Origin of the sequence: Sphingomonas sp. PP-CC-3A-396, from assembly GCF_004343105.1 — a bacterium.
Lineage (GTDB): Bacteria > Pseudomonadota > Alphaproteobacteria > Sphingomonadales > Sphingomonadaceae > Sphingomonas.
The window spans coordinates 154,173-180,931 of sequence record NZ_SLYF01000001.1 but is presented as its reverse complement, the minus strand read 5'-3'; the positions used below and the strand labels follow the sequence as shown (position 1 = coordinate 180,931).

Genomic DNA, 26,759 nt, shown 5'->3' with positions numbered 1-26,759 from the left:
GATTCAGACCAGGACTGCTTCGGTCTGCTTTGTAGAGTCGGGATAGCGGCCATTGAGCAGGAACGACATCAGGGGAAATCTTTCGACGGCCAGGAAATGTGCGGCATAGGTGATCGCCGATGCTGCCACGATCGTGATCGAGAATTCGACATAGGGGTTCCACGCTATGTGCATGAGCACAAGCTTTGCTGCGATGATGACCGGAAAATGCAGGATGTAGATCGTGAACGATGCATCCGCGAACCGCCGGACGATCGTCGGGATGGTTCGTATCGTGATCGCCGATCGCAGGATCAGGACCGATGCGGCGGGGGGGCATATCGCCATCCCGATCAGCTCGACGAGATCGCCGACGATCGCCCGACGGAGCGGATCGAGCGCCAGTCTCACGCCGCCGAACCAGCCTGCATAGACGATACCGACGCAGACCAGGATGATGACCGGCATGCGGATCGAGTGCGTCGCCGCGCGGAACAGCATCGGCGACCGTGCGAGCAGGAAACCAAGCAGATAGAAGGGCGCATAGCCGAGCATCAGCTGGATATGCGACAAGGGCGCGGCATAACCCGGCGGAATATGGCCCGCCAGGATCTGACGGGTGAGCATCACCAGCGCGCAGCATGCGAGTGCGGTGGCGAGCAGGACGACGGTCTGTGCCGATCGGCCCGAGCCAATCGAACGGTCGGCGAGCGCCTGCTCGATCCGGACGATCACGCCATAGCGACGATCCCATTGGTGAAACGCGTAGCTGAGCGGCGCATAGGCGAGCAGCGCGACGAGAAACCAGAGGTGATACCAGTCGTGCGCCAACACGAAGGGCCAGCGCGTGCGATCGGGGAGGTCGTCGAGCATCCAGCCGATCAGCGGACAGATCACGAGCAGCCCGACCAGCAGCGGCACGCCGATCTGGATGCTGCGCCGACCCAGCCACGCCAGTGGCGACCGGCGTCGCGCCATGGCGTAACCGCACAACAGGCCGGAGATCAGCATGAAGCTGCCCATCCGGAAGGCGTGTGAGATCAGCGGGATCGCAGCGAATACGGGGATATGCTCGAGGCTGATCGCGCCATGCAATAGGACGCCGCCAAGCATCAGGATCGCCCGCCACATCGACAGACCTTCGATCCTGGTACCGGGCGCGCCGATGCTCATCGCCCGACGATCGCCCGACCGGTCAAGATTGCGCTTCTAGCGGCTGGGGACATGCCCGGGCGGGCGCATGCCGTATGATGGTTTTCAGGGTCGGCTGGATCGCGGCGGTCAGCCTGCCATAGCCGGCAGCATTGAGATGGATGCCGTCATCGACATAAAATGCGCCGGGACGGTGGTTCACCAGGAACAGCGGGACGATGTTGACGAACGTCGCACCCGGTGTGCGTAGCGCGATCGCGCGCGCGGCGGTGTTGAAGGCGGTCTGTTCGGGAAGGTTGCCCCACCGCGTCGGCGTCGGCTTCAGCGACACGATCACGACCGGAAGATTGCCCCATCTAGCTGACTTCAGCTTCAGGAACGTCCGCAGATTGGCGATATCGTCGGCGGCGCTAGCCCCTTTGGCGATATCGTTCTCGCCTGCGTAGAAGACGATCGCGCGCGGCGGCGTGCCACGCGGCTCGTTGCGGATCATCTGCAGCAATTCGGGCATCGTCGCGCCGTCGACGCCGCGGTTGCGTGCATCCAACGGCGCCATATCGGTCGCCAGCGTGCTCCATTTGTGGATCGTCGAACTGCCGATGAACCACAGCGCGCAACCGTTCGCCGGACCGCCGTCGGGAAGCGTGGCGGATGCCGCACGCATCGCCGCGCGCGACTGCATCACGAGCACGCCGCCGCCGAAGACGACCGCAAAGACCGATGCGGCGACGCTCAGCTTGCCCAGCTCGGCCCACCGCGAAGCCGATCGGGTGGAATGGCGGCTATCGCTGTGAAGCCGAGCCGCAGGAATATCGTCGTCGCCTCGCGCCACTGCGCCTCACCTAATTGCCCTAGCCAGACGACATAGCCGGACGGTGTAAGCCAAACGTTAATCCGCAGCGATCGGCGCGGGCATGGTCAATCGAGTTGCTGGTGCAACAGTCGGCTCAACTGTGCGCCAGTATAAGGTTTGGGAATGAAACGAGCATCGCCCGGCAACATGGTCTCGCAGATCTCGCCGGCGCCCGACGTGACGAGGATGGCGATGTCCGGACGCCGATCATAGACGGCATTGGCCAAGCCGACACCATCGAGCTGGCCCGGCATCTTTATATCGGTGAACAAGGCGCCGATGTCGGGCCGTTCCTCCAGCCGCGCCAAGGCGTCGCTGGCGTTGCAGGCCTCGACCACCTCGAACCCGGCATCCTCCAGCGCAAGGTTGGAGTGAACGCGTACAAGCGGATCATCATCGACAACGAGGACCACGGACTTCGACATACTCTTCATATCGGTTCGAACCGCTGGCCGATCGCTCCGTTCCGAGCTTGGCCGACTTCTTTGTGAAACAATGCGACGGACCGCTCGTCGCATAGAAAAAGGGGCCCGGTTTCCCGAGCCCCTTCCACATTACCACAGTGCGGCAATGCTTTAGTCGCGATCGCCCGTCAGGAACGCCGGGGCGAACTCGGGGGCCTTGTCGCCCTCGGAACGCTCGGCGCGGGGAGCGCGGCCTTCAGTCTGGGCACCGCCACCGCCGCCATCGCGACGCGGGCCACGGCCACCGCCGTTGCCGCCTGCGTCGCGGCCGCCATCGCCGTCGCGACGTGGGCCACGCGAGCCACGGTCACCGCCGCCGCCTTCGCCGCGCGGACCACGACCGCCGCCGCCGTTGCCGGCATCACGACCGCCATCGCCATCGCGACGTGGACCGCGCGGACCACGATCGCCACCCTCACGGGGCTCACGTGCAGGACGAGTGTCCTCCAGCTCTTCGCCGGTCGTCTGGTCGACGACGCGCATCGACAGGCGAACCTTGCCGCGCGGATCGATCTCGAGAACCTTGACCTTGACCTCCTGGCCTTCGGTCAGGGCGTCCGAGACCTTCTCGACGCGCTCGTTCTTGATTTCGGACACATGGACGAGACCGTCCTTGCCACCCATGAAGTTCACGAACGCCCCGAAATCGACCAGGTTGACGACCTTGCCGTCATAAACCTTGCCGACTTCGGCTTCCTCGACGAGGCCCTTGATCCACTTGATCGCGGCTTCGATCTGCGCGGGGTCGGACGACGACACCTTGATCACGCCTTCGTCGTCGATGTCGACCTTGGCGCCGGTCTGCGCGACGATCTCGCGGATCACCTTGCCGCCGGTGCCGATGACTTCACGGATCTTCGACTTGTCGATCTGGAAGCTCTCGATGCGCGGTGCGTGCGCCGACAGTTCCTCACGCGTGTGGTCGAGTGCCTTGGCCATCTCGCCGAGGATGTGCGCGCGGCCTTCCTTGGCCTGCGCCAGCGCCTTGCCCATGATCTCTTCGGTGATGCCGGCGATCTTGATGTCCATCTGCATCGTGGTGATGCCCTCGGACGTGCCCGCAACCTTGAAGTCCATGTCGCCGAGGTGATCCTCGTCGCCGAGGATGTCGCTGAGAACCGCAAAGTTCTTGCCCTCGAGGATCAGACCCATCGCGATGCCCGACACCGGACGCTTCAGCGGAACGCCGGCATCCATCATCGACAGCGAACCGCCGCAGACCGTTGCCATCGACGACGAGCCGTTGCTCTCGGTGATGTCCGACAGGACGCGGATCGTGTACGGGAACTCTTCCTTGGTCGGCAGCACCGGGTGCAGCGCGCGCCATGCGAGCTTGCCGTGACCGACTTCGCGACGACCCGGCGCACCGAAGCGACCGACTTCACCGACCGAGTATGGCGGGAAGTTGTAGTGCAGCATGAAGTTTTCGTACGACAGGCCATTGAGACCATCGATCATCTGCTCCGCATCGCGCGTACCGAGCGTGGTGGTGCAGATCGACTGCGTCTCGCCGCGCGTGAACAGCGCCGAGCCGTGCGTACGCGGGAGGAAGTGGACCATCGCCTCGATCGGACGGATCTGCGTGGTGGTGCGGCCGTCGATGCGGGTGCCGTCCTTGAGGATGGCGCCGCGGACGATCTCCGCCTCCAGCTTCTTCATCAGCTTGCCGGCTGCCATCTGGTCCTGCGGCGACGCGTCCGCAAATGCGGTCTTGCCCTTCGCACGAGCGGCATTCAGCAGGTCCGACCGCTTGGACTTGTCGGTCACCTTGTAGGCGGCCGCGATGTCCTTGCCGATCAGCTTCTTCAGCTTGTCCTTGGCGGTCGACAGGTCAGCCTGCTCGGCCATTTCCCAAGGATCCTTCGCGGCCATCTCGGCCAGATCGATGATCAGGTTCGCGGCCTCGCGGCAGGCCTTGTGGGCGAACTGCACGGCGCCGAGCATGATCTCTTCCGAAAGCTCCTTGGCTTCCGATTCGACCATCATCACGGCCTGGCCGGTGGCGGCGACGACGAGGTCGAGATCGCCAGCCTTGGCTTCCTCGAGCGTCGGGTTGAGGATGTACGCGCCATCGACGTAACCGACGCGTGCTGCGCCGATCGGGCCCATGAACGGCACGCCCGAGATCGTCAGCGCTGCCGAGGCCGCGACCATCGCGAGGACGTCCGGCTCGTTCTCGCCGTCATACGACAGAACCTGGCAAATCACGTTGATCTCGTTGTAGAAACCCTCTGGGAAAAGGGGACGGATCGGGCGATCGATGAGACGGCTGGTCAGCGTCTCCTTTTCGGTCGCGCCACGCTCACGCTTGAAGAAGCCGCCGGGGATGCGGCCGCTCGCGGAGAACTTCTCCTGGTAATGGACGGTGAGCGGGAAAAAATCCTGCCCTTCCTTGACGGTCCGTGCAGCCGTCACGGCGCACAGAACGACGGTCTCGCCGAGGGTGGCGAGGACTGCGCCGTTGGCCTGGCGCGCAACGCGGCCGGTCTCGAGCGTCAGCGTCTTGCCGCCCCACTGGGCGCTTACGGTCTTGGTATCGAACATTCTTTTTCCTTCACTCCGGTCGCCAGATGCGAACGGGGCCTATGTGCGGGCTTAGCCGGCCCGCGGCGGTGTGGGATGAATTGTCATCCCAGGAGGGGTGGCCGAATTGCCGCCGCTCCAGTTCCTTGTTCCCCCGCGAAGGCGGGGGCCCAGTCTGGACTCCCGCCTTCGCGGGAGAACAACCCTATATACGAAAACGGCCCCCCGAGGGGAGCCGTCTAAGTTACTTGCGGAGACCGAGCTTCGCGATCAGATCCAGATAGCGCTGGCCGTCCTTGTGACGGAGATAATCCAGCAGCGTCCGGCGCTTGTTGACCATCATGAGAAGACCACGACGCGAGTGGTTGTCCTTCTTGTGGCCCTTGAAATGCTCGGTCAGGTTCTTGATGCGCTCGGTCAGGATCGCGACCTGAACTTCCGGCGAACCGGTGTCACCCTCGGCGCGCGAATGCTCCTTGACGAGCTCGGTCTTGCGTTCAGCGGTAATCGTCATGAATTCATGTCCTCGACATCACAGATTGAAACCGCGAACGACCCGGACGTCTCCGTCCTCGACCTCGACCAGCGCGACCGGGACAGCGTCCAGCTCGGCAAAGTATTGGCCATCGTCTGCGGCGATCCCGGCCAAGATACGCCCCTGTCGGAGCGCCCCTGCCTGGTCGGGGGTGAGGGAGAGAGCCGGGATGTCGTCCAGCGCCACCCTCAAGGGCAGAAGTACATCTTCAAGCGCGTTGCCTCTAGCGAGTTCGTCCAGTTTGTCCAGCGATATCGCGGGGGAGAGGTCGAACGGGCCGGCCTTGGTGCGGCGTAGCATGGTAACGTGGCCGACGGTGCCGAGCGCGATCGCGATGTCGCGCGCCAGGGAGCGGATGTAGGTGCCCTTCGACACATGCGCGGTAAGCGTGACCTCCTCAAGGGGAGTGTGGGGAAGGGGGGGCTGCAATTCCTCCCCGGAACGGGGAGGGGGACCGCCGTCCGCTTGGACGGTGGTGGAGGGGGGCTCGCCACCAGCGGAACGCTCGCGGAAGCCCCCCTCCACCAGCTGCGCTGGTCCCCCTCCCCGTACCGGGGAGGATCTCAAGCTGTGGATCGTCACATCCCGGCTAGCCAGCACCACCTCATGCCCAGCCCGAGCCAGATCATAAGCCCGTTCTCCATCCACCTTCAGCGCGGAGTACGCTGGCGGCACCTGTGAAATCGGCCCGGTAAACTGCGCAAGCACAGCCTCCACCGCCGCCAGAGTCGGCCGAACATCGGACGTAGCGATGCTCACCCCCTCGGCATCCAGCGTATCCGTCTGAACCCCGAACATCACCGTGAAGTCATAGATCTTGTCGCTATCGAGCATTCGCCCGGCCAGCTTCGTCGCCTCGCCAACCGCAATCGGCAGAACCCCGGTGGCCAGCGGATCGAGCGTCCCCCCATGCCCCACCTTGAACTTCCCATACCCGCCGCTGCGCAAGGCACGCTTCACCGCCGACACCCCCTGCGTCGAGCCAAGCCCCAGCGGCTTGTCGAGAATGATCCAGCCATGCATGCGCGTAATTCCTAGAATTCAATTGAGGCGGGAGCTGCTACCCACTCCGTCATCCTGACGAAAGTCAGGACCCAGAGCCACAAGCGACGGTGTTCGGTACCCTGGATCCTGACTTTCGTCAGGATGACGGGGAGGGATAAAGCCTACCCCAAAGCCTCACAAAAATGCCGCCGACACAGCGCGACATAGCGGTCATTTCCGCCAATCTCGGTCTGCTGCCCCTCGGCAATCGCCCGCCCGTTCCCGTCGACCCGCAGGTTCATCGTAGCTTTCCGCCCACACCCGCAAACCGACTTGATCTCCACCAGCGAGTCCGCCAACGCCAGCAACCGCGCCGACCCCGGAAACAGCGCTCCCTGGAAATCGGTCCGCAAGCCGTACGCCAGCACCGGTATCCCAACCACGTCGCAGATATGCGCAAGCTGATCGACCTGCGCGGAGGTCAGAAACTGCGCCTCGTCCACCAACACGCACGAAATCGCGTCCTCGCCGTGCTGCCGGATTACGCAGGCCCCGATATCCGTCCCCGCATCGAACGCGATTGCCGGCGCCTCCAGCCCGATCCGCGACGTGATCGTCCCCGCCGCGAAACGATCGTCGATCGCCGCGGTGAACAGCATCGTCCGCATCCCCCGCTCACGGTAGTTGAAGTCCGCCTGCAACAGGTTCGTCGACTTCCCCGCGTTCATGGAGGCGTAGTAGAAATACAGCTTGGCCATTGTGGGCAAAGAGCGGGAACGCGGGAGGATGTCCAGAGGAGCGGTGCACTATGGCTCGGAATTCCCAAAGCCGCTCCCGCACGACCACCTCTTGCCACCTGTTGCCCAACCACCACCCGTTCGTCCTGAGTAGCTGCTGAGCGTGTCGAAGCGGCGTATCGAAGGACAGGTTGGCGCTCGGGGCCGGTGCTTAGATACGAGCTCTCGATACGCTTCTTCGAAGCTACTCGGTCTCTACTCAGCACGAACGGGAGGGTGGAGGGTATCGCGCGGGCGCAAAGGGGGAGCCGGCGATTTTGCTCGATCCGCCCCTCCAATTGATTGCAAGCGAAGTGCTAGCAGCCCGGCACCATCAATCTTCCGCCAAATCCCGCGCCACATGCGGATCACGCAACAACTGGTCGATATGCGTGCCTTCGTCGAAGCTCTCATCCGCGAGGAACTTCAGCTTGGCGGCATACCGCATCTGCACCCGGTTCGCGACTTCGCGTTGGAGATAAGCGGTGTTGGTCCGCAGAGCCTTCAGCACCTTCTCCTCGTCCTTGCCGAGCAGCGGCTTCACGAAGACGGTGGCGTGGCGAAGGTCGGGGGACATGCGGACTTCGGTGATCGTCACGAGGTGCTTTTCGAGCAACGGATCGTGGACGTCGCCGCGCGCGAGGATGTCCGACAAGGCGTGACGCGCCTGTTCGCCGACTCGTAGCGAGCGGACGGCTTTTGCTTCTGGGGTATCGGTCTTCATAATCTTTAACTCCCCTCCCGCTTGCGGGAGGGGCCGGGGGTGGGCGCCCGGCCTCAGCGTATCGTGCCGTGGATGGCGGGTGCCCACCCCCCAGCCCCCTCCCGCGAGCGGGAGGGGGAGCAGTAAGTTACAAAGTACGTTCGCGCATCTCGACTTCGAACGTCTCGAGGACGTCGCCGGCCTTGATGTCGACGAAGTTCGACGTGAACGTCACGCCGCACTCCAGCCCCGCACGGACCTCGGCGACATCATCCTTGAAGCGACGCAGCGATGCGATTTCGCCCTGGTAGATGATGACGTCGTTGCGCGTGATGCGCGCCTTGAGCGCCTTGCGGATATTGCCCTCGGTGACGAGCAGACCTGCCGCCTTGCCGTGCTTGCCCGCCGAGAAGACCTCGCGGATATCGGCACGACCGACGACCGTCTCGAACGCTTCCGGCCCAAGCTCGCCTGCCATCCCCGCCCGGATCTCGTCGATCAGGTCGTAGATCACGTCGTAATACTTGAACGCGACCTTCTGACGCTCTGCGATCTCGCGTGCCTTGGCGTTCGGACGAACGTTGAAGCCGATGATCGGTGCCCCAGAAGCGGCCGCCAAGGTGACGTCCGACTCGGTGATACCGCCGACGCCCGAGCTCAGCACGCGCGCCTTGATCAGGTCGGTGGAGATCTTGTTGATCGCCCCGACGATCGCCTCGACCGTGCCCTGCGTATCCGCCTTTACGACCAGCGGATATTCGATCGCCTGCTTTTCCTTCAGCGCTGAGAACATGCTCTCCAGGCTGGCGGGAACCGATGCGGTGCGCTTGTCGGTCTTCACGCTGCGACGATATTCCGCGACTTCGCGGGCCCGTGCCTCGTTCTCGACGACCTGGAACGGATCGCCCGCCTGCGGAACACCCGACAGACCGAGGACCTCGACCGGCATCGCCGGACCCGCTTCCTTGATCTGCTTGCCCTTGTCGTCGACCAGCGCACGGACCTTGCCGCTCTCGCCGCCGACCACGAAGATGTCGCCGACCCGCAGCGTGCCGCGGTTGACGAGGATCGTCGCGACGGGCCCGCGACCCTTGTCGAGCTTGGCCTCGATCACCGTACCCTCGGCCGCGCGATCCGGATTGGCGCGCAGTTCGAGCAGTTCGGCCTGGAGCTGGATCTTCTCGATCAACGCATCGAGACCGATCTTCTTGGTCGCGGAGACTTCGACGTCCTGGACGTCGCCGCCCATGTCCTCGACCACGATCTCCTCGCTCAGCAGGCGCTCGCGCACCTTCTGGGCATTGGCGCCTTCCTTGTCGATCTTGTTGATCGCGACGATCATCGGCACGCCCGCCGCCTTGGTGTGGGCGATCGCCTCCACCGTCTGCGGCATCAGGCCGTCGTCCGCCGCCACCACCAGGATGACGATGTCGGTGACGTCCGCGCCACGCGCACGCATCTGCGTGAACGCCTCATGGCCCGGCGTGTCGAGGAAGGTGATCTTCGACTTGTCCTTCAGCGTGACCTGATACGCGCCGATATGCTGGGTGATGCCACCCGCTTCGCCGCGCACCACGTCGGTGCCGCGCAGGGCATCGAGCAACGACGTCTTGCCGTGATCGACGTGACCCATGATCGTGACGACCGGCGCACGTGGCTTCAGCGTCTCCTCGGCATCGTCGATCGTGTCGTTGGCCAGATCCTGGTCGACATCGCTGACGCGCGTCAGGTTGTGGCCGAACTCGGTGACGAGCAACTCGGCGGTATCCTGGTCGATCGTCTGCGTCATCGTGACGGGCATGCCCATCTTGAACAGCGCCTTGACGAGGTCGGCACCCTTCTCGGCCATGCGGTTGGCGAGTTCCTGCACGGTGATCGCTTCTGGAACGACGACGTCGCGGATCTGCTTGGCCTGCGCCTCGCGCGGACCACCGGTGCCACGACGCTCCTTCTCGCGCGCACGCTTCAGCGCGGCGAGCGAGCGAGCGCGTGCACCATCACCATCGCCGAGCGCGCGGTTGACGGTGAGCTTGCCCGAGGTGCGACGATCGTCACCCTTGCGGTCACGCTGCTGCGGACGCGCAGGCACGGCGTCGCGACGGACGCCACCAGCCGGAGCGTTGACGCCGGTCGCGCCGGGGCGCGCCGCGGTCGTGCCGGCATTCGCAGCCGTGGTCGGCGCTGCGGCAGCGGGTGCTGCGACAGGCTTTGGCGGCGGCGGAGGACGCTCTGGACGCGCCACCGGCGAGAACCGGCGCGGTGCCGGAAACGCCGGATCGCGGGTCAGTTCCAAAATGGGCGGCGGTGCCGGCGGTGCGACGGGGGCCGGTGCGGGCTTGGGAGCCGGTGCAGGAGCGGCAGCTACCGGAGCAGGCTTCGGTGCAGGCGCAGGTGCCGCAGCAACCGGAGCCGGGGCAGGCGCCGCAACAACGGGCGCTTCGACCGGAGCCGGCGCAGGCGCTGGCGTCGGAGCCGCGACCGGAGCGGGAGCCGCTTCGACGACAGGTGCGGGCGCAGGCGCAGGGGCCTCGACGGGCTTCGGCGCCTTGGCTTCAGCCTCGGCACGCGCACGATCGGCGACGCGGTTACGCTCGTCTTCGATCGCCTTGGCCCGTTCGGCTTCCTGGCGACGACGCCCTTCTTCCAGCGTGTTCATGCGCTGCTCTTCGGCCTCGCGGAGCAGCTTGGCCTGGCGCTCCTGCGGGGACAGATTGCTCTGCTGCTGGCGCACGGGGGCGGGCGCAGGCTGCGGCGCGCGCGCCTGCGGTGCCGGAGCGGCGGGCGCCGCAGCCGGGGCGGGCGCGGCAACCGGGGCGTCCGCGACCTGCACGTCGGGCTCGCCCGGACGGCGCAGGACGCGCGCGCGCTTGGTTTCCACGATCACCGTATTCGATCGGCCGTGGCTGAAGCTCTGCTTCACCTGGCCGGTCTCGACCGTGCGCTTCACACCCAAGGGTGCGCGCATGCCAAGTTTCGGCTTCTCGTTGTCCGTGTCGCTCACTCAAATTCCTCAGTCATGTCCACGGCCGGGCGTTGTCCGGTCGATCCGGACGCCCCTATATTTTGTGACGCCGATGCGCCCTGCGAGGCCGTTTCGCAAGACACGGAAGAAGGTTCGGAGCCGATAAAATGCAGCCAACGGTCGAGCGCTTCGCTCACCCGCTTTGCTGCAGCGCGGTCTGTCAGGCCAATGTGTACCACATTTTCCCGTCCCAGCGCCAACGCCAATATGGTGCGCGACACCGGGAGTGCCAACCCCCGCAAACCCGAGCCCTCGACATCGTTGCCGATGCGCCATGCCTGGTCGAGCTTGCGGTTGCCATCCTCGGCCGCGTCGGACGCGTGATAGAGCGTCTTCAGCTTCCCCTGACGTGCGTTCTGCTCGATCCGGTCGGAACCGATCAGCACCGTGCCGGACCGCGATTCGAGACCGAGCCGGTCGAGCGCGTTACGCTCGAGCGCGGCTTCGATCTTGGCGGGAAGCTCGGGATCGATGGTGAACTCGCCGGTCTTGAACGCGCGGGACAGAGCGCCCTTGAGCTTGCCCTTCTTGATCGCGGCTTCGAGCTCGACTCGAGTCACCCCGATCCAAGCGCCGCGGCCTGGAGCCTTGGCGCGGACGTCGGGCAGGATCTGGCCATCGGGTGACAACGCGAGTCGCACCAGATGCGGCCTGACGTCGCGTTCACCCGAAAGAATGCACTTGCGCACTGGCTCATTCCCCTCCCGCTCGCGGGAGGGGTCAGGGGAGGGGCTATCCGCAGGGGCGGCAGCCGTGACTGCCCTCCCCCGACCCCTCCCGCGAGCGGGAGGGGAGTTTAGCGGCGCAGTGTCATTGGGAGGGTTCCGCACGTGCGTCCTCCTGCGCCGGAGATTTTGGAGCGTCGCGGTCGACCAGCAGCTGGCCGCCCGCGCCGTAATTCTCGGTCGAGACCTCTTCGATCACGATCTGCACCGCAGCCGGGTTCTTTCCCAGCCGCTGCACAAGCGACTGGGTGACGTCGGCGACGATGCCGGACTTCTGGTCCTTGGTGGCGGACCCCGAGATGCGGATGCTGACGAAGGGCATCAGGCCTTGTCGCCCTCGCTCTTCGAGTCGGTCTTGTCCGCCTCTTCTTCAACCGAAGCGTCGTCGGTCGAAGCTTCTTCGGCCGTCATGTCTTCAGCCGCAGCGTCCTCGACCACGGCGTCATCAGCCGAAGCCTCTTCCACCGAAGTTTCGTCCGCCTCGACGTCGTCAGCCGAAGCCTCCGGAGCCTCGTCCTCGAACCAGTGTGCGCGCGCGGCCATGATGATCTCGTTGCCCTGCTCGTCGCTCAGGCCATATTCCGCGAGAATCCCGCCCTTCGGCTCGGGTCGCTTCGGCGCGTCTTCGTTGCGACGACGTGGCTCGACGCGCTTCTTCTCGACCAGCTCGTCGGTCGCGAGATCGGCGAGGTCGTCGAGCGTCTTGATGCCCGCCTTGCCGAGCGTGACCAGCATCGCCTCGTTGAGATACGGCATGCCGGCCAGCGCATCCTCGACGCCGAGCGCGGTACGCTCTTCGCGACTCGCGGCGTCGCGACGCTCGAGCGCCTCGGTCGCACGGTTCTGCAACTCGCCCGCGAGGTCCTCGTCGAAGCCCTCGATGCCGGCGATCTCCTCGACCTCGACATAGGCGACCTCCTCGAGGTTCGTGAACCCTTCGGCGACCAGCAGCTGTGCCAGCGTCTCGTCGACATCAAGCTCCTTCTCGAACATCGCCGAACGCTCGACGAAGTCCTTCTGGCGCTTCTCCGACGCATCGGCCTCGGTCAGAATGTCGATCGCCTTGCCGGTCAGCTGCGATGCGAGCCGCACGTTCTGGCCACGACGGCCGATCGCCAGCGAAAGCTGATCGTCGGGAACGACCACCTCGATGCGCTCTTCTTCCTCGTCGATCACGACGCGCGACACCGAGGCCGGCTGCAACGCGTTGACGACGAAGGTCGCGATGTCGGGCGACCAGGGGATGATGTCGATCTTCTCGCCCTGCATTTCCTGGACGACGGCCTGGACTCGCGAGCCCTTCATGCCGACGCAGGCGCCGACCGGATCGATCGATGAATCATGCGAGATGACGCCGATCTTCGCGCGCGAACCCGGATCGCGGGCCGCGGCCTTGATCTCGATGATGCCGTCGTAGATCTCGGGCACTTCCTGCGCGAACAGCTTCTTCATGAAGTCGGGATGCGCGCGGCTGAGGAAGATCTGCGGTCCACGGTTCTCGCGGCGGACGTTGAGGATCAGCGAGCGGATGCGGTCGTTGACGCGCACCACTTCGCGCGGGATCTGCGCGTCGCGGCGGATCACGCCCTCGGCGCGGCCCAGGTCGACGACGACATGGCCGAACTCGACGCGCTTGACGACGCCGGTGATGATCTCGCCCGCGCGGTCCTTATACTCTTCGAACTGGCGCTCGCGCTCGGCGTCGCGGACCTTCTGGAAGATGACCTGCTTGGCGGCCTGTGCGGCGATGCGACCGAACTCGATCGGGGGCAGCGGATCGACGATGAAGTCGCCGAGAGCGGCGTCCTTCTGGAGCTTCTGCGCGCCCTTGACGTCGACCTGCTTGAAATAATCGTCGACCGCCTCGACCACTTCGACGACGCGCCATAAGCGCAGATCGCCGGTGTTCGGATCCAGCTTCGCGCGGATGTCGTTCTCGGCGCCGTAGCGCGAGCGGGCGGCACGCTGGATCGCGTCCTCCATCGCCTCGATCACGATCGCCTTGTCGATCATCTTCTCCGACGCGACCGAATTCGCGATCGCGATCAGTTCCGCGCGGTTTGCGGTGACTGCCGTGGCCATCAATGCTGTCCTTCTTCGGTGTCGGCCTCGTGAGCATCAGGCTCATCGGTGGGCGTATCTTGATAGAAAACCTCGTCCGCGCCTTCGATCGAAAGCGGCGCGGTCGCGGCGATGAGACGGTCGGTCATGACGAGCTTGGCGTCGGCGACCTGCGAAAAGTCGATCGTCATGAGCTTGTGCTTGTTGACGTCGACGGTGATCTTCGTCCCCTCGACGCCCATCAGATTGCCCGAGATCTGCTTGCGATCCTCGAACGGCTCGACGAGGCGGATGCGCGCCTCCTGGCCTTCCCAGTCCGCGAAATCCTGGAGCCGGGTCAGCGGACGATCGATACCGGGGCTCGACACTTCGAGACGATACGCGTCCTCGCCGACCGGGTCCTTGCCTTCGGCCTCGAGCGCATCAAACTTGTCCGAGATGCGGCGCGACAGTTCGGCGCAATCCTCGATCACCAGCTGGCGGGTGTCGGGGCGCTCGGCCATCACCTGCAACGTCGGATCGGACTTGCCGCCCTGCATGCGCACGCGCACGAGGCTGAGGCCGAGCGCGGTCGCCTCGGGTTCGATCAGGTCGGTCAGCAGGGCGATATTCGCCATCGAAATTCCAGAACACAGGTGATTGGCGCCGCGGAGCAAGCCCCGCAGCCTCTTCATCTGGCGATGTAGAGAAGTGATGTCCCTATACGCAGGGTCGCGCCCGTCCGCAAGCGGGAGCAACCTTCGTTTAGTGCGCTGCGTTAGCGCAGGGATTTCCGGGAGAAGATCATGATTCGCAAAACGCTGTTTGCCACTGGGTTGCTGACAACCACGCTGCTCGCCTCGACCGCTTGTTCCGCGCAGCCGGCCGCGGCGGGCAAGCCCTTCAAGGAAACCGTGGTCGCCGATTTCGATTCGCCCTGGGCGATGACGTTCCTGCCCGACAAGCGTATGCTCGTGACCGAGAAGAAGGGCCAGATGCTGCTCGTCTCCGCCGACGGCAAGTCGCGCCAAACGGTCGCCACGCTCACGGTCGATTCGGCCGGGCAGGGCGGGCTGATGGACGTCGTCCTCGCCCCCGACTTTGCGACCAGTCAGCGCGTGTATTTCAGCTATTCGACTGCAGGCGAGGGCGGCAAGGGCGTCGTCCTAGCCCGCGGTCGCCTGCGTCCGGATGGCGGCGGTGGCACGCGTCTCGGCGAGATCGAGGCGCTGTTCAGCGCGCGGCCGTTCGTCGAGGGCAACGGCCATTACTCCGGCCGCATCGCCTTCTCGCCCGATGACAAATACCTGTTCTTCACCAACGGCGAGCGGCAGAAGTTCACCCCCGCGCAAGACCCGAAGATGACGCTCGGCAAGGTCCTGCGCCTCACGCTCGACGGCAAGCCCGCCCCCGGCAACCCGCTCGCGTCCAAGGGTTTCGCGCCCGAGATCTGGAGCTACGGCCACCGCAACCTGCTCGGTATCGCGTTCGACAAGCAGGGCAATCTCTGGGAGCAGGAGATGGGGCCGAAGGGCGGCGACGAGGTCAACCTCATCAAGCCCGGCCTCAACTATGGCTGGCCCAACGCGTCGAACGGCAGCAACTATGACGGCTCCGACATTCCAGATCACAAGCCGGGCGATGGTTATGAAGCTCCGAAAGTGTTCTGGAACCCGGTGATCTCCCCCGGCGGCTTGATGATCTATTCGGGAGCCATGTTCCCGCAGTGGAAGGGCGACGCGTTCATCGGCGGCCTCTCCTCGAAGTCGCTCGTCCGCGTCCACCTAACCGGCACCAACGCCGCCAAGGGCGACCAATGGGACATGGGAGCAAGAATCCGCGAAGTCGAACAAGGCCCCGACGGCGCGATCTGGCTCCTGGAAGACGGCGGCGACTCCCAAGGCCGCCTGCTAAAACTGACCGCGAAGTAACCCACAACGCCATCCCCCTCCCGCAAGCGGGAGGGGCTAGGGGTGGGCACGCGCTCACCTCGATTGCTGACGGTGCAGTGTGGCGGGATCATCGCACCGGCAGCTAACGCCGAAACCGCGTGCCCACCCCTCGGTCCCCTCCCGCTTGCGGGAGGGGAGGAAGATCAGTCCCGCACGATCAGGTAGTTCATCCGTGCCGCCGCAATCGGCTTCTCCCGCTCGTCCTGCCACGCGGTCGCCTCGACGTTAGCCACCCGGTTCCCCAACCGCGTCACAACCCCAGCCGCCCGCGTAGGCTTATCCCGACCACCCCGCATGAAATCGACCGTAACGTTGACCGGCTTGATCCGCGCGTCGGCACCACCTTCAGCCTCCAACGCATGCTGCAAAGCCGCGATCGCCGCCATCTCCAGCAACCCCGAGATCGCACCCCCATGCAGAAACCCCGGCCGCCCGAGCACGTCGTCGGCAAACGGCATCAGCAATACCGGTGGCGCGCCTTCCTCGGCTTCGACCGAAACGCGAAGAATCTCCGCATAGGGCGGCAAACCGATCGTCATGCCTCGGTCCTCCTGTTGAGACCCATGCCGGCGACATCGCCCACCACCATGAACGTCCCCGCGACATGCGCCAGAGGATCGCCCGGATCGCCGTCATGCGCCTGCCCCCGCACGAACGCGATCGAGCGCGTGATCCGGTAGCATTCGCCGCGCCCGATCACCGTCTTCCCCGGCGTCGCCGGCCGCAGGTAATCGACCCGCAGGTCGAGCGTCGCATGCGGCACGAACGCATTGCGCTTGATCCAGATCGCCAGACTCGTCGCCATGTCCATCATCGTGATGATCGGCCCCGACGCGATCACGCCGCTCGCGCGGTCGCCGATCAGTCGTTCGTCATAGGGCAGCGCGAGCTCCGCCCAGTTGTCGCCATGCGCATGATAACGCATCCCCAGCGCGGCGCCGTGCCCGCCGAACCCGCGCGTCGCAAACCATTGTGGATCAAAACCAGCCATGCGCGAGCCTCTACACGCCGTGTGAGCGTGCGCAACATTGCGGGCTGGGACAGGGGCGGTTAGCGTCGCTGTAAAGATCGAGAGGATCGCCAGAATGAACGACCGGGTCACGATTACCGTCGCCGAGGGCATCGCCGACGTCCGCCTCAACCGCGCCGACAAGATGAACGCGATCGACCCGGCGATGTTCGAAGGCATCGCCGCCGCCATCGACCGCCTCAAGGGCATGGCCGAAGTCCGCTGCGTCGTCCTCTCGGGCGAGGGCAAGGCATTCTGCGCCGGACTCGACATGGCCTCGATGGCGAGCGGTGGCTCGGGGCTGGCGTTGGGCGACCGCACCGAGGAGGGCGCAAATCTCCCCCAGCAGGTCGCCTGGGGTTGGCGCACCTTGCCCATGCCCGTCATCGCTGCAGTCCACGGCGTCGCGTTCGGCGGCGGCTTCCAGATCATGTCCGGCGCGGACATCCGCATCGCGCATCCGGGCGCGCGCTTCGCGATCCGCGAGACCTATTGGGGCCTAGTCCCCGACATGGCCGGCATCGCCCTCTGGCGAACGCTGGCGCGCGACGACGTGCTGCGCGAACTCACCTACACCGCACGCGAGTTCGACGGTGCGGAAGCGTTGCGGCATGGCTTTGTAACGCGTCTGTCCGAAGACCCGCTCGGCGAAGCGATGATGCTGGCGCGCGAGATCGCAGCGAGGAACCCCCACGCGATCCAGGGCTCGAAGCGCCTCTACAACCTCGCCGCCGACGCCGACGCGACCGCGATCCTCCACGCCGAAACCGAAGAACAGCTAAAGGTCATCCGCACGCCCAACCAGATTGAACAGGTCCGCGCCAACATGGAAAAGCGGGCAGCGGTGTTCGCCGACTGAACCCTTCCGCTCGGATGTAAGGGGAGCAGGATGAAGAGGAGAGTGCGCGCTACTCACCCTATCTTCCAACCACCCCGGCGAAGGCCGGGGCCCAGTTGGGGGACGATGATGGTGTAAGACGGTGCTTCGTTACAACGACCTTTCCAACTGGGCCCCGGCCTTCGCCGGGGTGGTGCAGTTAGGTGCGGTTAGGTGCGGTGCGGGGGTATCGGGGCGATGAACTTTGCTATCCCGCCCCTACTTCGCCGCCTTGTCATACGGCGTGAAATCCCGAAACCGGCAATAGCCCGACGGAATCGACATGCCCGCCGACACCGTCCGAAACCGATCGTTCCGACACAACTGCCCGCCATAAACGTCCACAATCAGCGTATCGAACGGCCGCAGCGAAGGGCATTCCCCAACCGGCCCGGTCTTCCAGACCCGCTTCCCCGATTGACGGTACAGGATCGTCTGCGAATCGACGATCTCCGGCCCGTTAAGCTGCTGAAGATCGATGCACCGCACCGGCGCACCCGCGATCCGCCCCTCCAGCGGGTCCGATCGGCCGGCAAGAAGAAGAGGCAGCGCCAAGGCCGCGAGAAGCAGCGCGCGCATCATGGCTTCCGATACGGCACGAAGTCGCCGAAGCTGCAGCTCCCGGTCGGAAAGCGCGACGTCTGGTCGAACGTCTGCGCGATATCGCCGCGGCATAGCTGCCCGCTCGGCGTCCGCGTCACCAGAATATCACCCCGCGCAATCCCCTCGCACCCGCCGACGGTATCGCTGCGATACACCAGCCCGCGGTTGACCCGGTACAGGATCGTCGCGCCGTAGCCCGAACTCTGCTTTTGCGGAAACTGGTTGATGCACGTCTCGGGTTTGCCCGGCACCAGCCCGGCGAGTTCCTTCGCCAGCTTCTCCTGCACACCCGCCTCGCGCACCTGCGCGCGCTCGACATCCGCCTGGGTCTGCGTACACGCGCCAAGCAGTAAAGCCGGCAGCATCAACAGTGGCAGGGTCCGCATCCGCATCGCAACGCTCCTCAAAATCCCCGCCGCCCTCATACGCCTTTTACCCGCGAAAATCATCCTTCGCCGCACGATACGCGGCAAGCTGCTCGACAGATGTCGCCCGCAAGAACGGATTGGTCGCGCGCTCGAGCCCGATCGTCGTCGGTACCGTGGGCTCACCCTCGGCGCGCGCCGCATCCACCTCGACCATACGCGCGACGATGTCGGCATTGTCCGGCTCGGCAACCAGCGCATACCGCCCGTTGCTCTGCGTATATTCATGCCCGCAGAACACTTCGGTCTCGTCCGGCAACACCGCGTATCGCTGCATGTTCGCGAACATATCCGCCGGCGTCCCCTCGAACAGCCGCCCACAGCCCATCGCGAACAGCGTGTCCCCGGTGAAGATCGCCGCGTCGTCGGCAAAGTGGAACGCGATATGCCCCTGCGTGTGCCCCGGCACCGTCATCACGGTCGCCTCGTGCGCACCCAGCCGGACGACATCGCCTTCGCCAACCTGCTCGTCGAGCGTCGGAATCTTGTCCGCCTCCGCCGCCGGGCCGACGATCGTCGCGCCGTACGCCTTCATCTCGGCATTGCCGCCGGTATGATCGGGATGCCAGTGCGTCGTCCACACCCGGTCGATCCGCCAGTCGCGCATCTTGGCCGCGGCGATCACCGGCCCCGCCTCGCCCGGATCGACCACCACCGTCTCGCCCGAGACGGTGTCGTGGATCAGCCAGGCATAATTGTCGGAAAGCACCGGCACGCGGACGATATCTAGCATCAGTGGTTCACCACTTGCCGGTGTTCGGCATCGACGCCCAAGGCTCGGCGGGATCGAGCGCGCCGTCCGCCTGCAACAGCTCGATCGAGATGTTGTCGGGGGTCCGAACGAACGCCATGTGGCCATCGCGCGGCGGACGATTGATCGTCACGCCGGCATCGTGGAGCCGCTGACACGTGTCGTAGATATTGTCGACGCGGTAGGCGAGATGCCCGAAATTGCGGCCTTCGCCATACTCTTCCGGATCCCAATTGTGCGTTAGCTCGACCTCGGCACTCTCGTCGCCGGGAACCGAGAGGAAGATCAGTGTGAACCGACCCTTCTCGTTCTCCATGCGCCGGACCTCCTTCAGCCCGAGCAGTTCGAAGAACGCGATGGTCTTCGCCGGGTCGCTCACGCGGATCATCGTGTGGAGGTATTTCATGCTTGCTCCGAGGGTTGTTCGGAAAAGCAGATAGGGATCGGGGCCATGGGGGGAAAGGGCCGCAAGTGATGGAGGGCATAAAGCCACCACCCCGGCGAAGGCCGGGGCCTAGGTGGGGGACGTTGCTAATTGAGGACGGCGCTTCGTTACAACCACCTTTCCAACTGGGCCCCGGCCTCCGCCGGGGTGGTGGCGCTAGCGGCCGATCGGAGCGCCGCTGTTCGGAGCGCTGGGCCGAGGAGCGCTGCCTGGCGCGTCGAACTGCCGCAACGCCGTGACCGCGCTCCGGCCCACCGGCGTATCCGGCGCCAGCCGCGCCGCCTGTCCCCAGGCCTCCCGCGCCGCGGTCTCGTCGCCGGCCATCGCCGCGATATTCCCCGCCTCGAGCTGCACCGAGGCATCGTCCGCCGAGCGCTTCAGCGCCTCGCCGATATCCTTCTTCGCCCGCACCGGGTTCCCCTCGCGCCGCGCCAGCGTCGCCGACAACAGCCACGCCAGCGGATCGTCCGCCGCATTGGTCAGCGCCAGATCGATATCGGTCCGCGCGGATTCCAAATCCCCCGTCGCCACCAGTGCGCGCGCATGATCGAGCTGCGCCTCACCCAGCGGCAATCCGGTCAACGTCCCCGCCGTCAGCGCCGAATCCAGCGCCGCCCGCGCCTTGGCTGGCTGCGCGGCGGCGAGCCATGCATTCCCGGCCTGCGCCCAATAATTTCCCGACCGAGTGTCTTTGGCGATCTGCGCTTCGCGCGCCGCGTCCTCGAACTCGCCGGCCGCCGACGGCCAGTTCTCCTCGGCCGCAAACGCGATCCCCGCACATTCCCGCGCGAAATACCGGCCCCCCGAAATTCGCCAGCGCCCCGCTTCCGCGTGCGCCGCAGCCGGATCGGTGCCCGCCAGCGCGATGCACCGACGGAAGCGACCCTCCTGGACGTCTGCCGGACCGGCCTGCGGCACACTCGCCTTGGCGGAAGGCCCCTGGATCGGGGCTACGGCGAGAAGCAGGGTAAGGATCATAGCGCGGCGATCACATCCTCGACCGCCCGGATGATGAGGGTAATGTCGCTATCGCGCGACAGGCGGTGATCGCCGTCCTTGACCAGCCATGTCTGCACATCGGCTGAACGCAACAACTCGGCCAGCCGCGCGGTCCGCTGCCACGGCACGTCCGGATCGCGCTGGCCCTGGACCAGTCGGACCGGGCCATCGAACGCGATCTCGCCGAACATCAGCCGGTTCGCCTCGCCCGACGACCAGAAGGCGCGGGTGTAGACAGTCGGCTCCGGGCCATAGGGGTTCTTCCGCTCGATCCGCCCGTTACTCAGCAACGCCATCTTCTCGTCGGTGGTGAAGCCCCAGTCGGTGAAGTCGGGCGCGGGCGCAACGCCGACCAGTCCCTTGACCAGGTCCGGGCGCATCTTCGCCGCGAGCAGCATCAGCCAACCGCCCATCGACGATCCGACGAGGATCGCGGACTCCTCCACCAGCGCATCGATCATCGCCAGCACGTCGTCGCGCCAGTCGACCAGGGTCTGGTCCTCGAACGCGCCCTCGCTTTGCCCGCAGCCGCCATAGTCGAACCGCAGGAAGGCGCGGCCCTCGGACTTCGCCCAGGCCTCCAGCGTCACTGCCTTGGTCCCCGCCATGTCCGACGCATAGCCCGACAGGAACACGATCGTCGGTCCGGTGCCGGGGCTATGATGATAGGCGAGGCGAGGGCGCTCCTTGGCGGGAGGCGTCTCGGCGGGTGTGGCGGCGGCAGGAGCGATATCGGTCATGCCGCCATCCTTAGCCGCGCGTCACGGACGGAGAAAGTCGTCCAATGCAGCCTGGAACGCGACAGGCTGATCGAGCATCACGAAATGCGCCGCATCGCCGATATCGACGAAGGTGACGTGCGGCGCAGTGGCGTAGGCCTTCCGATAGAGCGCGTCGGCCGCGGGCTTGGTCGGGCCCACCGTGTTCCACGGATAGACCAGCGTGATCGGCGCCGCGATCGACGCCATGGCGGGACGCAGGTCGGTGGTCAGGTCCTCGTACATCGCCTGCGCCGAGACGCGCGCATCCGCCTTGGCCGCCCAGTCGGCAACGGTCGTGCGCGAGGCGGGCTTCAGCGCCATGCGCGCGGCAAGCGCTTCGTTCGCCGCCACGTTTGCCGGCTTGCCATACGCGGCGGCCATGCCCGCGCGCATCGCCTTGGCCTGCGGTTCGAGTGCCGCCACGGTGGCACCAGGCGCAAAGATTTCGCCGATATAGGGGAGCGAATCGACGATCATCAGCTTGCCGACCACATCCGGGTGCGTCTTGGCCAGCATCAGCGCGACCAGACCGCCCATCGAATGCCCGACGATGGCGGGCTTGCCGAGCTTCGACTGGGTGATCAGCGTGTGAAGATCGGCGACGATCCCGTCGAGGATACCGGGCGACAGGTTCGCGCGCGGATCGTCCCCGCCGAAGCCGTTGACCTGCACGACATACACTTGATGCGTCTTGGCGAGCGTCGGCACCACGCCGTCCCACACCGCGCGCGGCGAGGAGAGGCCGGGAATGAGGATCACCGGCGTGCCCTTGGCGACCTTCTGCACTGGGCCGACAGTCCGGACGGAGATGCGGGGCATCGTCGTTTCGACCGACGCCTGCGCCGTGCCGGAGGCAGCCTGCGCATGGCTCGCGCCTGGATGCAAAACGATCATCAGCGTGACGGCGGTGGCGGCAAGCCGAGCTTTGAGATGCGAGATCATGTCACGGGCTCCTTCGACGGGCTGGTGAAGATATCCTCGATGGCGAGGTCGAACAGTTCGGCGATCTTGAATGCGAGCGGCAGCGACGGGTCATAGCGCCCCGTCTCGATCGCATTGACGCTCTGCCGCGAGACTTCGAGGCGCTCGGCCAAGTCGCCCTGGCTCCAGTCGCGCTCGGCACGCAAAACTTTCAAGCGGTTCTTCATGCCTCGCGGCGCATCGTGACGATATTATAGCCCCAGCCGATCCACAGCCCGGCGAACCACAGCACTGCCGCGTAATAAGCGGGGATGTGCGGCACCAGCCCGAAGCCTTCGAGAAATCCCCATGCGGTCATGACGCTCAGCATGAACCCGCTCGCGACCAGCGACTGGCGGATCATCAGCATACGCAGATATTCGTCGGTCTCCTCGACGATATAGCGGCCGAGCACGAGGAAGATGCCGATCAACGGCAGGGCCGGCAGCAGCGCCGCGACATAGGCGATCGGTCCGTGCACCGTGCCATGCACGAACAGATAGATCGTCGCGAACAACAACGCTGCGTAGACGAGACTGAGCAGCATGACACGGCGGTTGTAACGGCGAATGGCGGGATTCGTGAGCATGGAAAGCGTCCTTTCGAATCGGTAAAGGAAGCTTGTCACTGGTAGCTGTAGGAGTCAATGACGCTTTACAGGTCATCTCGATCCTCCCCCGCCAGGGGGAGGTGGCACCGAAGGTGACGGAGGGGGAGGACACGGAACCGAGGTTGGCGCTGGCCTCCCCATCCGTCTGGCAAGCGCCAGCCACCTCCCCCTTGCGGGGGTGGATCATTGGGGCGACCTCGCGCCGCGTGTCAGATGATGAATTCGACCGTCTTCATCTGCGTCTGATCCGCCGCGACCGCGCCGCGCTTCTCGATCATCTGGCGGTGGAGTTCGGCGACCGTCTCGCTCCCGCGCGTCTTGCACAGCGCCGGCATGACCGCATGGACCAGCGCGCCGAGGCCGCCCTTGATCATCGTCACGCCGAAGCGTCCGGCGACCCCGAAATGCTCGGCATAGCTCTCGCCGACGGTGGCGGGGTGGTCGAGGAACAGGCGGCGGAACATCGGCAGTCTCCTGCTTGCTCTATATCAGGTGGCGGCGAGTGCGTCGACCATGCCCGCCGCCAGCACGCTCAGCGTGTCGTCCCGCGCGCCCATCACGACGATCCGGTCGCCCGGCCGTGCCTCGGCCACCAGCGCGGCGGCCGCCTCCGCGCGGTCGGCGATGTGCCGCGCGTCGCGACCGCCCTCGACGATCTGCTCGACGATGTCTGCACTCGTAACCTCCCGCGCGACCGTGCCGCCGTAATAGGCAGGGTCGGGGAGCACGAGCACGTCCTCCTCCGTCATCCGCTCGACGAACGTGGCGACGAGTTCGCGGCCCATCACCTTCAGCGGGCCATAGCCATGCGGCTGGAAGAACAGCAGAAGCCGGCCGGGAAACGCGTGGAGCGTGTCGAGCGTGGCAGCGATCTTGTCGGGGTTGTGGCCGAAATCGTCGATCACCGCGACGCCGCCGGCCTCGCCCACGAAGTCGAACCGGCGGCGCAGGCCCGTGAACCCCGCGATCGCCTTCACCGCATCCGCCAGCGACACATCCGCCGCCATCGCCGCCCCGATTGCGGCGAGCGCGTTCGACACGTTATGCCGCCCTGGCACTGCCAGCTTCACCGGCGTCCGCACGCCGCGCGACACGAGATCGAAGCGGATCGCGAACGGCTCGGGCTTGAGGTTTTCGGCACGTAGATCGGCCGAAGCGTCGATCGCGAACGTCGTGACCTGGCCGCGCGGCAGGCGTGCAGCGAGCGCGGCGGCGTCGGGATCGTTCGCATTCACCACCGCCGTCTCGGCCTTCGCGATGAAGTCCCCGAACAGCACGCGTAGTTCCTCCAGTGACTTGTGGTCGAGGCTGACGTTGTTGAGCACCGCGATCTTCGGCGCATAGGCTGCGATTGATCCGTCGCTCTCGTCGACCTCGCTGACGAACGCCTCGCCCTCTCCGACCAACGCGCTGGCGAACGGCGCGTCGGGGGTCGCGAAGTTCTTCATCACCGCGCCGTTCATCACCGTCGGATCGCGGCCGACCACGTGCAGGATCCAGCCGATCATGCCCGTGACGGTCGACTTGCCGCTCGTCCCCGCGACTCCGATCGGCAACCGGCTGTCGTTGAACAGCGACGCCAGCATCGCCGCGCGGGTCGAGCGGGTGCAGCCAAGCGCGTCCGCCGCGATCATGTCCGGCACGCTCGCCTCGATCGCGGCGGAGGCGATGACGAGTTGGTCCGCCGAGACGATCCCGCTGCCATCCTGCGGGAACAGCGCGACGCCTTTGGCGGCAAGGTCGTCGAACTTGGCGGGCACGCGGCCCTGGTCGAGGCTGCGGTCCGATCCCGCGACGGTCGCGCCGCGCCCCGCGAGGATCATCGCGAGCGGCATCATGCCGGATCCGCCGATGCCGACGAAGAAACAGGGTTTGCTGATATCCATCGTGCCGCGATATGGGCGGTTTGGTAACGGGGCAAGGTCGGGAACACGAACAATGCGCATCGGTGTCCTCGCCGCGTCGAGCCGGACCAATCCCGCGGCAATTGCGAAGATGACCGCTTACGCGGCGACCGCGTTCCCGGAGGTCGAACTCGTCTTCCACCCGCAATGCCTGGAAACCGACGGCCATTTCGCCGGCTCCGACTTTCGCCGCGCGGCGGCGTTTCTCGAATACGCCAACGATCCGGCGTTCGACGCGCTCTGGTTCCTGCGCGGCGGCTACGGCGCCAACCGCATCCTCGCGATGGTCATGCCCGAACTCGGCCGCGCGGCGCGCCACAAGACGTATCTCGGCTATTCCGATGTCGGCTTCCTCCTCGGCGCACTCTATGCCCGCAGGATTGGCCGACCGGTCCACGGTCCGATGGTCAGCGACATCAACCGCCACGACGGCGAGGCGACGGTAGCGCGGTCGCTCGGCTGGATGGTGCGCGGCGATCGCGAGGGACTTGAGCCTGGGCTGGATGGGCGTCCTTCAGCGGCGTTCAACCTCAGCATCCTGACCTCGCTGATCGGCACACCGTGGCTGCCCGATCTCACCGATCACGTCCTGATTGTCGAGGAGGTGTCGGAGCCGATGTACGCGATCGACCGCATGCTCTTCAAAGTCGCCAACGCCACGCAGTTGAAGGGTATCGCGGGGTTGCGGCTCGGCGCGGTGACCGCGGTGCAGGAGAACGATCCGCCATGGGGCGAAACGCTGGATTACATGATGGTCCGCTGGTCGCGTGACATGGGCGTGCCGTATCTCGGGCGGGCGGAGATCGGCCACACGCAGGCGAACCGCGTGGTGCCGTTCGGGGTGGTTTGAGAGGGTCTGGCTAGCGGGGGCTGCGAGGGCAGCGAGGAAGTCCCGTCCGTGCTTAATTCACCGATCCAAGTCTCGACCGTAGACCCCGGCTTCGACCGTCAACCCCCCGACCGTCACCCCCCGCTGGACCGCCCCCCCCTCGACCGTCACCCCAGCGAAAGCTGGGGTATCCCCGTTGGCGGACGTCGCGGCTCGATCCGGGAGATCCCAGCTTTCGCTGGGATGACGGAGGGGCTGAGCAAGGGTCCCGAGCGCTGGCGTTTTATTGTGCCGCAGTCGGATCGATCACCGTCATCCCGCCGAACCGCATCTTCGGCTGGCCCGGCAGCGTATAGCTCCCCGCCGCCTGCTCCACTGCCCAGGCGCGCAGATTCGCCACCACCTCCACGCGCTGCAAGCGATCCCGCTCGCGCATGAACACGACCAGATCCTCGCGCCGGTTGCAGTCGCGCGCGTCGGTGGTCGCGCACGGCGAATACAGGATCGCCAGCGCCACGATCTTGCCGGCAGTGTCGAGCACCGCCGCGCCCTTCTCCGGGCAGCTATGCGCCCGACACGCGGTGAAGCGGTACAGGCTCCCGATCCGCGTCGGTTCGTCGGGTGGCCCGTGCAGCACCTCGATCTGCTGATCCGCGACGTCGCCGTTTGCATACAGATACGACGCCTTGCGCTTGCCGATGAACCGCCGGATCGAAGCCGTGAACGCCGGCGTCACGATCAGCTGGTTCGTATCCCGACACGCCGCCAACCGCGTCGGCGCGCATGCTGCAGCAGGACCCGCAGCAGCGGACAGCATCATCACCAGACCCAGCATCGCACTCTCCCAAAGCGCCCAGCCACTCCCCAATCCGGCGCAT

Annotated in this window: 30 protein-coding genes; 3 read left to right on the top strand and 27 right to left on the bottom strand. The window is 65.6% G+C overall.

Annotation, left to right across the window (positions count from 1 at the left end; all coding sequences use genetic code 11):
- Positions 1–3 precede the first annotated feature (3 nt).
- The 13 genes from C8J40_RS00890 to rimP all read right to left on the bottom strand — a co-directional run bounded on the left by C8J40_RS00890 (position 4) and on the right by rimP (position 14,394).
- Positions 4–1,152 carry an acyltransferase family protein gene (locus C8J40_RS00890; RefSeq protein ID WP_132895400.1) on the bottom strand — a complete coding sequence of 383 codons (1,149 nt, stop codon included), beginning with the start codon at positions 1,150–1,152 and terminating at the stop codon, positions 4–6.
- Positions 1,153–1,174: 22 nt separating this feature from the next.
- Complete coding sequence (locus tag C8J40_RS00885) at positions 1,175–1,963, bottom strand: GDSL-type esterase/lipase family protein (RefSeq protein ID WP_132895399.1); 789 nt, start codon at positions 1,961–1,963, stop codon at positions 1,175–1,177.
- Positions 1,964–2,049: 86 nt separating this feature from the next.
- On the bottom strand, positions 2,050–2,409 hold the full coding sequence (locus C8J40_RS00880; protein WP_132735862.1) for a response regulator: 360 nt from the start codon (positions 2,407–2,409) through the stop codon (positions 2,050–2,052).
- A 150-nt stretch (positions 2,410–2,559) separates the two neighbouring features.
- Positions 2,560–4,992 carry a polyribonucleotide nucleotidyltransferase gene (gene pnp / locus C8J40_RS00875; RefSeq protein WP_132895398.1) on the bottom strand — a complete coding sequence of 811 codons (2,433 nt, stop codon included), beginning with the start codon at positions 4,990–4,992 and terminating at the stop codon, positions 2,560–2,562.
- A gap of 223 nt (positions 4,993–5,215) precedes the next feature.
- Entirely contained in the window at positions 5,216–5,485 is a 270-nt protein-coding gene (rpsO, locus tag C8J40_RS00870; protein ID WP_055881152.1) for a 30S ribosomal protein S15, read from the bottom strand.
- A gap of 18 nt (positions 5,486–5,503) precedes the next feature.
- Positions 5,504–6,529 carry a tRNA pseudouridine(55) synthase TruB gene (gene truB, locus C8J40_RS00865; protein WP_132895397.1) on the bottom strand — a complete coding sequence of 342 codons (1,026 nt, stop codon included), beginning with the start codon at positions 6,527–6,529 and terminating at the stop codon, positions 5,504–5,506.
- Between the two features lie 143 nt (positions 6,530–6,672).
- On the bottom strand, positions 6,673–7,248 hold the full coding sequence (locus tag C8J40_RS00860; RefSeq protein ID WP_132895396.1) for a thymidine kinase: 576 nt from the start codon (positions 7,246–7,248) through the stop codon (positions 6,673–6,675).
- Between the two features lie 352 nt (positions 7,249–7,600).
- Positions 7,601–7,993, bottom strand: a complete 393-nt coding sequence (gene rbfA / locus C8J40_RS00855; protein WP_207901131.1) for a 30S ribosome-binding factor RbfA — start codon at positions 7,991–7,993, stop codon at positions 7,601–7,603.
- Positions 7,994–8,117: 124 nt separating this feature from the next.
- Positions 8,118–10,970 (bottom strand): translation initiation factor IF-2, encoded by a 2,853-nt coding sequence (gene infB / locus C8J40_RS00850; RefSeq protein WP_132895394.1) that lies wholly within the window; start codon positions 10,968–10,970, stop codon positions 8,118–8,120.
- Positions 10,967–11,680, bottom strand: a complete 714-nt coding sequence (locus C8J40_RS00845) for a DUF448 domain-containing protein (protein ID WP_243693154.1) — start codon at positions 11,678–11,680, stop codon at positions 10,967–10,969. Before C8J40_RS00845 ends, infB begins: the two co-directional genes overlap by 4 nt.
- Positions 11,681–11,801: 121 nt before the next feature.
- Entirely contained in the window at positions 11,802–12,038 is a 237-nt protein-coding gene (locus C8J40_RS00840; protein WP_132895392.1) for a 4-oxalocrotonate tautomerase family protein, read from the bottom strand.
- Complete coding sequence (gene nusA / locus C8J40_RS00835) at positions 12,038–13,798, bottom strand: transcription termination factor NusA (protein WP_165911333.1); 1,761 nt, start codon at positions 13,796–13,798, stop codon at positions 12,038–12,040. Before nusA ends, C8J40_RS00840 begins: the two co-directional genes overlap by 1 nt.
- On the bottom strand, positions 13,798–14,394 hold the full coding sequence (rimP, locus tag C8J40_RS00830; protein WP_056051561.1) for a ribosome maturation protein RimP: 597 nt from the start codon (positions 14,392–14,394) through the stop codon (positions 13,798–13,800). Before rimP ends, nusA begins: the two co-directional genes overlap by 1 nt.
- Before the next feature lie 168 nt (positions 14,395–14,562).
- On the opposite strand from rimP, the gene C8J40_RS00825 reads away from it, so the two are divergent.
- On the top strand, positions 14,563–15,687 hold the full coding sequence (locus C8J40_RS00825; protein ID WP_132895391.1) for a PQQ-dependent sugar dehydrogenase: 1,125 nt from the start codon (positions 14,563–14,565) through the stop codon (positions 15,685–15,687).
- Between the two features lie 164 nt (positions 15,688–15,851).
- On the opposite strand, the gene C8J40_RS00820 is transcribed toward C8J40_RS00825, so the two are convergent.
- Both C8J40_RS00820 and C8J40_RS00815 read right to left on the bottom strand, forming a co-directional pair.
- Positions 15,852–16,247, bottom strand: a complete 396-nt coding sequence (locus C8J40_RS00820; protein WP_132895390.1) for a PaaI family thioesterase — start codon at positions 16,245–16,247, stop codon at positions 15,852–15,854.
- Positions 16,244–16,699 (bottom strand): PaaI family thioesterase, encoded by a 456-nt coding sequence (locus tag C8J40_RS00815; protein ID WP_132895389.1) that lies wholly within the window; start codon positions 16,697–16,699, stop codon positions 16,244–16,246. The genes C8J40_RS00820 and C8J40_RS00815 overlap by 4 nt, the downstream gene beginning before the upstream one ends.
- Before the next feature lie 94 nt (positions 16,700–16,793).
- Between C8J40_RS00815 and C8J40_RS00810 the strand changes: the two genes are divergently transcribed.
- The gene (locus C8J40_RS00810; RefSeq protein WP_132895388.1) at positions 16,794–17,576 is read left to right on the top strand and encodes a crotonase/enoyl-CoA hydratase family protein; all 783 of its coding nucleotides are present in this window, start codon (positions 16,794–16,796) and stop codon (positions 17,574–17,576) included.
- A gap of 237 nt (positions 17,577–17,813) precedes the next feature.
- Here the strand turns inward: C8J40_RS00810 and C8J40_RS00805 are convergent, their stop codons facing one another.
- The 11 genes from C8J40_RS00805 to C8J40_RS00755 all read right to left on the bottom strand — a co-directional run bounded on the left by C8J40_RS00805 (position 17,814) and on the right by C8J40_RS00755 (position 25,034).
- Positions 17,814–18,173, bottom strand: a complete 360-nt coding sequence (locus C8J40_RS00805; RefSeq protein WP_132895387.1) for a hypothetical protein — start codon at positions 18,171–18,173, stop codon at positions 17,814–17,816.
- Positions 18,173–18,589 carry a hypothetical protein gene (locus C8J40_RS00800; RefSeq protein ID WP_243643225.1) on the bottom strand — a complete coding sequence of 139 codons (417 nt, stop codon included), beginning with the start codon at positions 18,587–18,589 and terminating at the stop codon, positions 18,173–18,175. The genes C8J40_RS00805 and C8J40_RS00800 overlap by 1 nt, the downstream gene beginning before the upstream one ends.
- A gap of 40 nt (positions 18,590–18,629) precedes the next feature.
- Positions 18,630–19,355, bottom strand: a complete 726-nt coding sequence (gene gloB / locus C8J40_RS00795; RefSeq protein WP_132895386.1) for a hydroxyacylglutathione hydrolase — start codon at positions 19,353–19,355, stop codon at positions 18,630–18,632.
- A gap of 7 nt (positions 19,356–19,362) precedes the next feature.
- Positions 19,363–19,779, bottom strand: coding sequence for a VOC family protein (locus C8J40_RS00790; protein ID WP_132895385.1), 417 nt, complete (start codon positions 19,777–19,779; stop codon positions 19,363–19,365).
- A 195-nt stretch (positions 19,780–19,974) separates the two neighbouring features.
- Positions 19,975–20,796 carry a hypothetical protein gene (locus C8J40_RS00785; RefSeq protein WP_132895384.1) on the bottom strand — a complete coding sequence of 274 codons (822 nt, stop codon included), beginning with the start codon at positions 20,794–20,796 and terminating at the stop codon, positions 19,975–19,977.
- Positions 20,793–21,557, bottom strand: a complete 765-nt coding sequence (locus C8J40_RS00780; protein WP_132895383.1) for an alpha/beta hydrolase — start codon at positions 21,555–21,557, stop codon at positions 20,793–20,795. The genes C8J40_RS00785 and C8J40_RS00780 overlap by 4 nt, the downstream gene beginning before the upstream one ends.
- A gap of 21 nt (positions 21,558–21,578) precedes the next feature.
- Positions 21,579–22,520 carry an alpha/beta hydrolase gene (locus tag C8J40_RS00775; RefSeq protein WP_132895382.1) on the bottom strand — a complete coding sequence of 314 codons (942 nt, stop codon included), beginning with the start codon at positions 22,518–22,520 and terminating at the stop codon, positions 21,579–21,581.
- Positions 22,517–22,726 (bottom strand): helix-turn-helix transcriptional regulator, encoded by a 210-nt coding sequence (locus C8J40_RS00770; protein ID WP_132735806.1) that lies wholly within the window; start codon positions 22,724–22,726, stop codon positions 22,517–22,519. Before C8J40_RS00770 ends, C8J40_RS00775 begins: the two co-directional genes overlap by 4 nt.
- Complete coding sequence (locus tag C8J40_RS00765) at positions 22,723–23,127, bottom strand: hypothetical protein (protein ID WP_132895381.1); 405 nt, start codon at positions 23,125–23,127, stop codon at positions 22,723–22,725. Before C8J40_RS00765 ends, C8J40_RS00770 begins: the two co-directional genes overlap by 4 nt.
- A 230-nt stretch (positions 23,128–23,357) precedes the next feature.
- Positions 23,358–23,612, bottom strand: coding sequence for a DUF6356 family protein (locus tag C8J40_RS00760; protein ID WP_132895380.1), 255 nt, complete (start codon positions 23,610–23,612; stop codon positions 23,358–23,360).
- 24 nt (positions 23,613–23,636) lie between these two features.
- A complete protein-coding gene (locus C8J40_RS00755; protein WP_132895379.1) occupies positions 23,637–25,034 on the bottom strand; it encodes a Mur ligase family protein in 1,398 nt (465 codons plus the stop codon).
- Between the two features lie 52 nt (positions 25,035–25,086).
- Here C8J40_RS00755 and C8J40_RS00750 point away from each other — a divergent pair, with 52 nt between their 5' ends.
- Positions 25,087–25,902 carry an LD-carboxypeptidase gene (locus C8J40_RS00750; protein ID WP_132735794.1) on the top strand — a complete coding sequence of 272 codons (816 nt, stop codon included), beginning with the start codon at positions 25,087–25,089 and terminating at the stop codon, positions 25,900–25,902.
- Positions 25,903–26,164: 262 nt separating this feature from the next.
- Here C8J40_RS00750 and C8J40_RS00745 read toward each other — a convergent pair whose 3' ends face one another.
- The gene (locus tag C8J40_RS00745) at positions 26,165–26,716 is read right to left on the bottom strand and encodes a hypothetical protein (RefSeq protein WP_132895378.1); all 552 of its coding nucleotides are present in this window, start codon (positions 26,714–26,716) and stop codon (positions 26,165–26,167) included.
- Positions 26,717–26,759: the final 43 nt, after the last annotated feature.

Bases quoted from the DNA above. Each gene is read 5' to 3' on its own strand.
- C8J40_RS00890 (WP_132895400.1), bottom strand. From the start codon at position 1,152: ATGAGCATCGGCGCGCCCGGTACCAGGATCGAAGGTCTGTCGATGTGG.
- C8J40_RS00880 (WP_132735862.1), bottom strand. From the start codon at position 2,409: ATGTCGAAGTCCGTGGTCCTCGTTGTCGATGATGATCCGCTTGTACGC.
- pnp (WP_132895398.1), bottom strand. From the start codon at position 4,992: ATGTTCGATACCAAGACCGTAAGCGCCCAGTGGGGCGGCAAGACGCTG.
- rpsO (WP_055881152.1), bottom strand. From the start codon at position 5,485: ATGACGATTACCGCTGAACGCAAGACCGAGCTCGTCAAGGAGCATTCG.
- truB (WP_132895397.1), bottom strand. From the start codon at position 6,529: ATGCATGGCTGGATCATTCTCGACAAGCCGCTGGGGCTTGGCTCGACG.
- C8J40_RS00860 (WP_132895396.1), bottom strand. From the start codon at position 7,248: ATGGCCAAGCTGTATTTCTACTACGCCTCCATGAACGCGGGGAAGTCG.
- C8J40_RS00840 (WP_132895392.1), bottom strand. From the start codon at position 12,038: ATGCCCTTCGTCAGCATCCGCATCTCGGGGTCCGCCACCAAGGACCAG.
- nusA (WP_165911333.1), bottom strand. From the start codon at position 13,798: ATGGCCACGGCAGTCACCGCAAACCGCGCGGAACTGATCGCGATCGCG.
- rimP (WP_056051561.1), bottom strand. From the start codon at position 14,394: ATGGCGAATATCGCCCTGCTGACCGACCTGATCGAACCCGAGGCGACC.
- C8J40_RS00825 (WP_132895391.1), top strand. From the start codon at position 14,563: ATGATTCGCAAAACGCTGTTTGCCACTGGGTTGCTGACAACCACGCTG.
- C8J40_RS00820 (WP_132895390.1), bottom strand. From the start codon at position 16,247: ATGACGATCGGTTTGCCGCCCTATGCGGAGATTCTTCGCGTTTCGGTC.
- C8J40_RS00815 (WP_132895389.1), bottom strand. From the start codon at position 16,699: ATGGCTGGTTTTGATCCACAATGGTTTGCGACGCGCGGGTTCGGCGGG.
- C8J40_RS00810 (WP_132895388.1), top strand. From the start codon at position 16,794: ATGAACGACCGGGTCACGATTACCGTCGCCGAGGGCATCGCCGACGTC.
- C8J40_RS00805 (WP_132895387.1), bottom strand. From the start codon at position 18,173: ATGCGCGCGCTGCTTCTCGCGGCCTTGGCGCTGCCTCTTCTTCTTGCC.
- C8J40_RS00800 (WP_243643225.1), bottom strand. From the start codon at position 18,589: ATGCGGATGCGGACCCTGCCACTGTTGATGCTGCCGGCTTTACTGCTT.
- gloB (WP_132895386.1), bottom strand. From the start codon at position 19,355: ATGCTAGATATCGTCCGCGTGCCGGTGCTTTCCGACAATTATGCCTGG.
- C8J40_RS00790 (WP_132895385.1), bottom strand. From the start codon at position 19,779: ATGAAATACCTCCACACGATGATCCGCGTGAGCGACCCGGCGAAGACC.
- C8J40_RS00785 (WP_132895384.1), bottom strand. From the start codon at position 20,796: ATGATCCTTACCCTGCTTCTCGCCGTAGCCCCGATCCAGGGGCCTTCC.
- C8J40_RS00780 (WP_132895383.1), bottom strand. From the start codon at position 21,557: ATGACCGATATCGCTCCTGCCGCCGCCACACCCGCCGAGACGCCTCCC.
- C8J40_RS00775 (WP_132895382.1), bottom strand. From the start codon at position 22,520: ATGATCTCGCATCTCAAAGCTCGGCTTGCCGCCACCGCCGTCACGCTG.
- C8J40_RS00770 (WP_132735806.1), bottom strand. From the start codon at position 22,726: ATGAAGAACCGCTTGAAAGTTTTGCGTGCCGAGCGCGACTGGAGCCAG.
- C8J40_RS00765 (WP_132895381.1), bottom strand. From the start codon at position 23,127: ATGCTCACGAATCCCGCCATTCGCCGTTACAACCGCCGTGTCATGCTG.
- C8J40_RS00760 (WP_132895380.1), bottom strand. From the start codon at position 23,612: ATGTTCCGCCGCCTGTTCCTCGACCACCCCGCCACCGTCGGCGAGAGC.
- C8J40_RS00755 (WP_132895379.1), bottom strand. From the start codon at position 25,034: ATGGATATCAGCAAACCCTGTTTCTTCGTCGGCATCGGCGGATCCGGC.
- C8J40_RS00750 (WP_132735794.1), top strand. From the start codon at position 25,087: ATGCGCATCGGTGTCCTCGCCGCGTCGAGCCGGACCAATCCCGCGGCA.
- C8J40_RS00745 (WP_132895378.1), bottom strand. From the start codon at position 26,716: ATGCTGGGTCTGGTGATGATGCTGTCCGCTGCTGCGGGTCCTGCTGCA.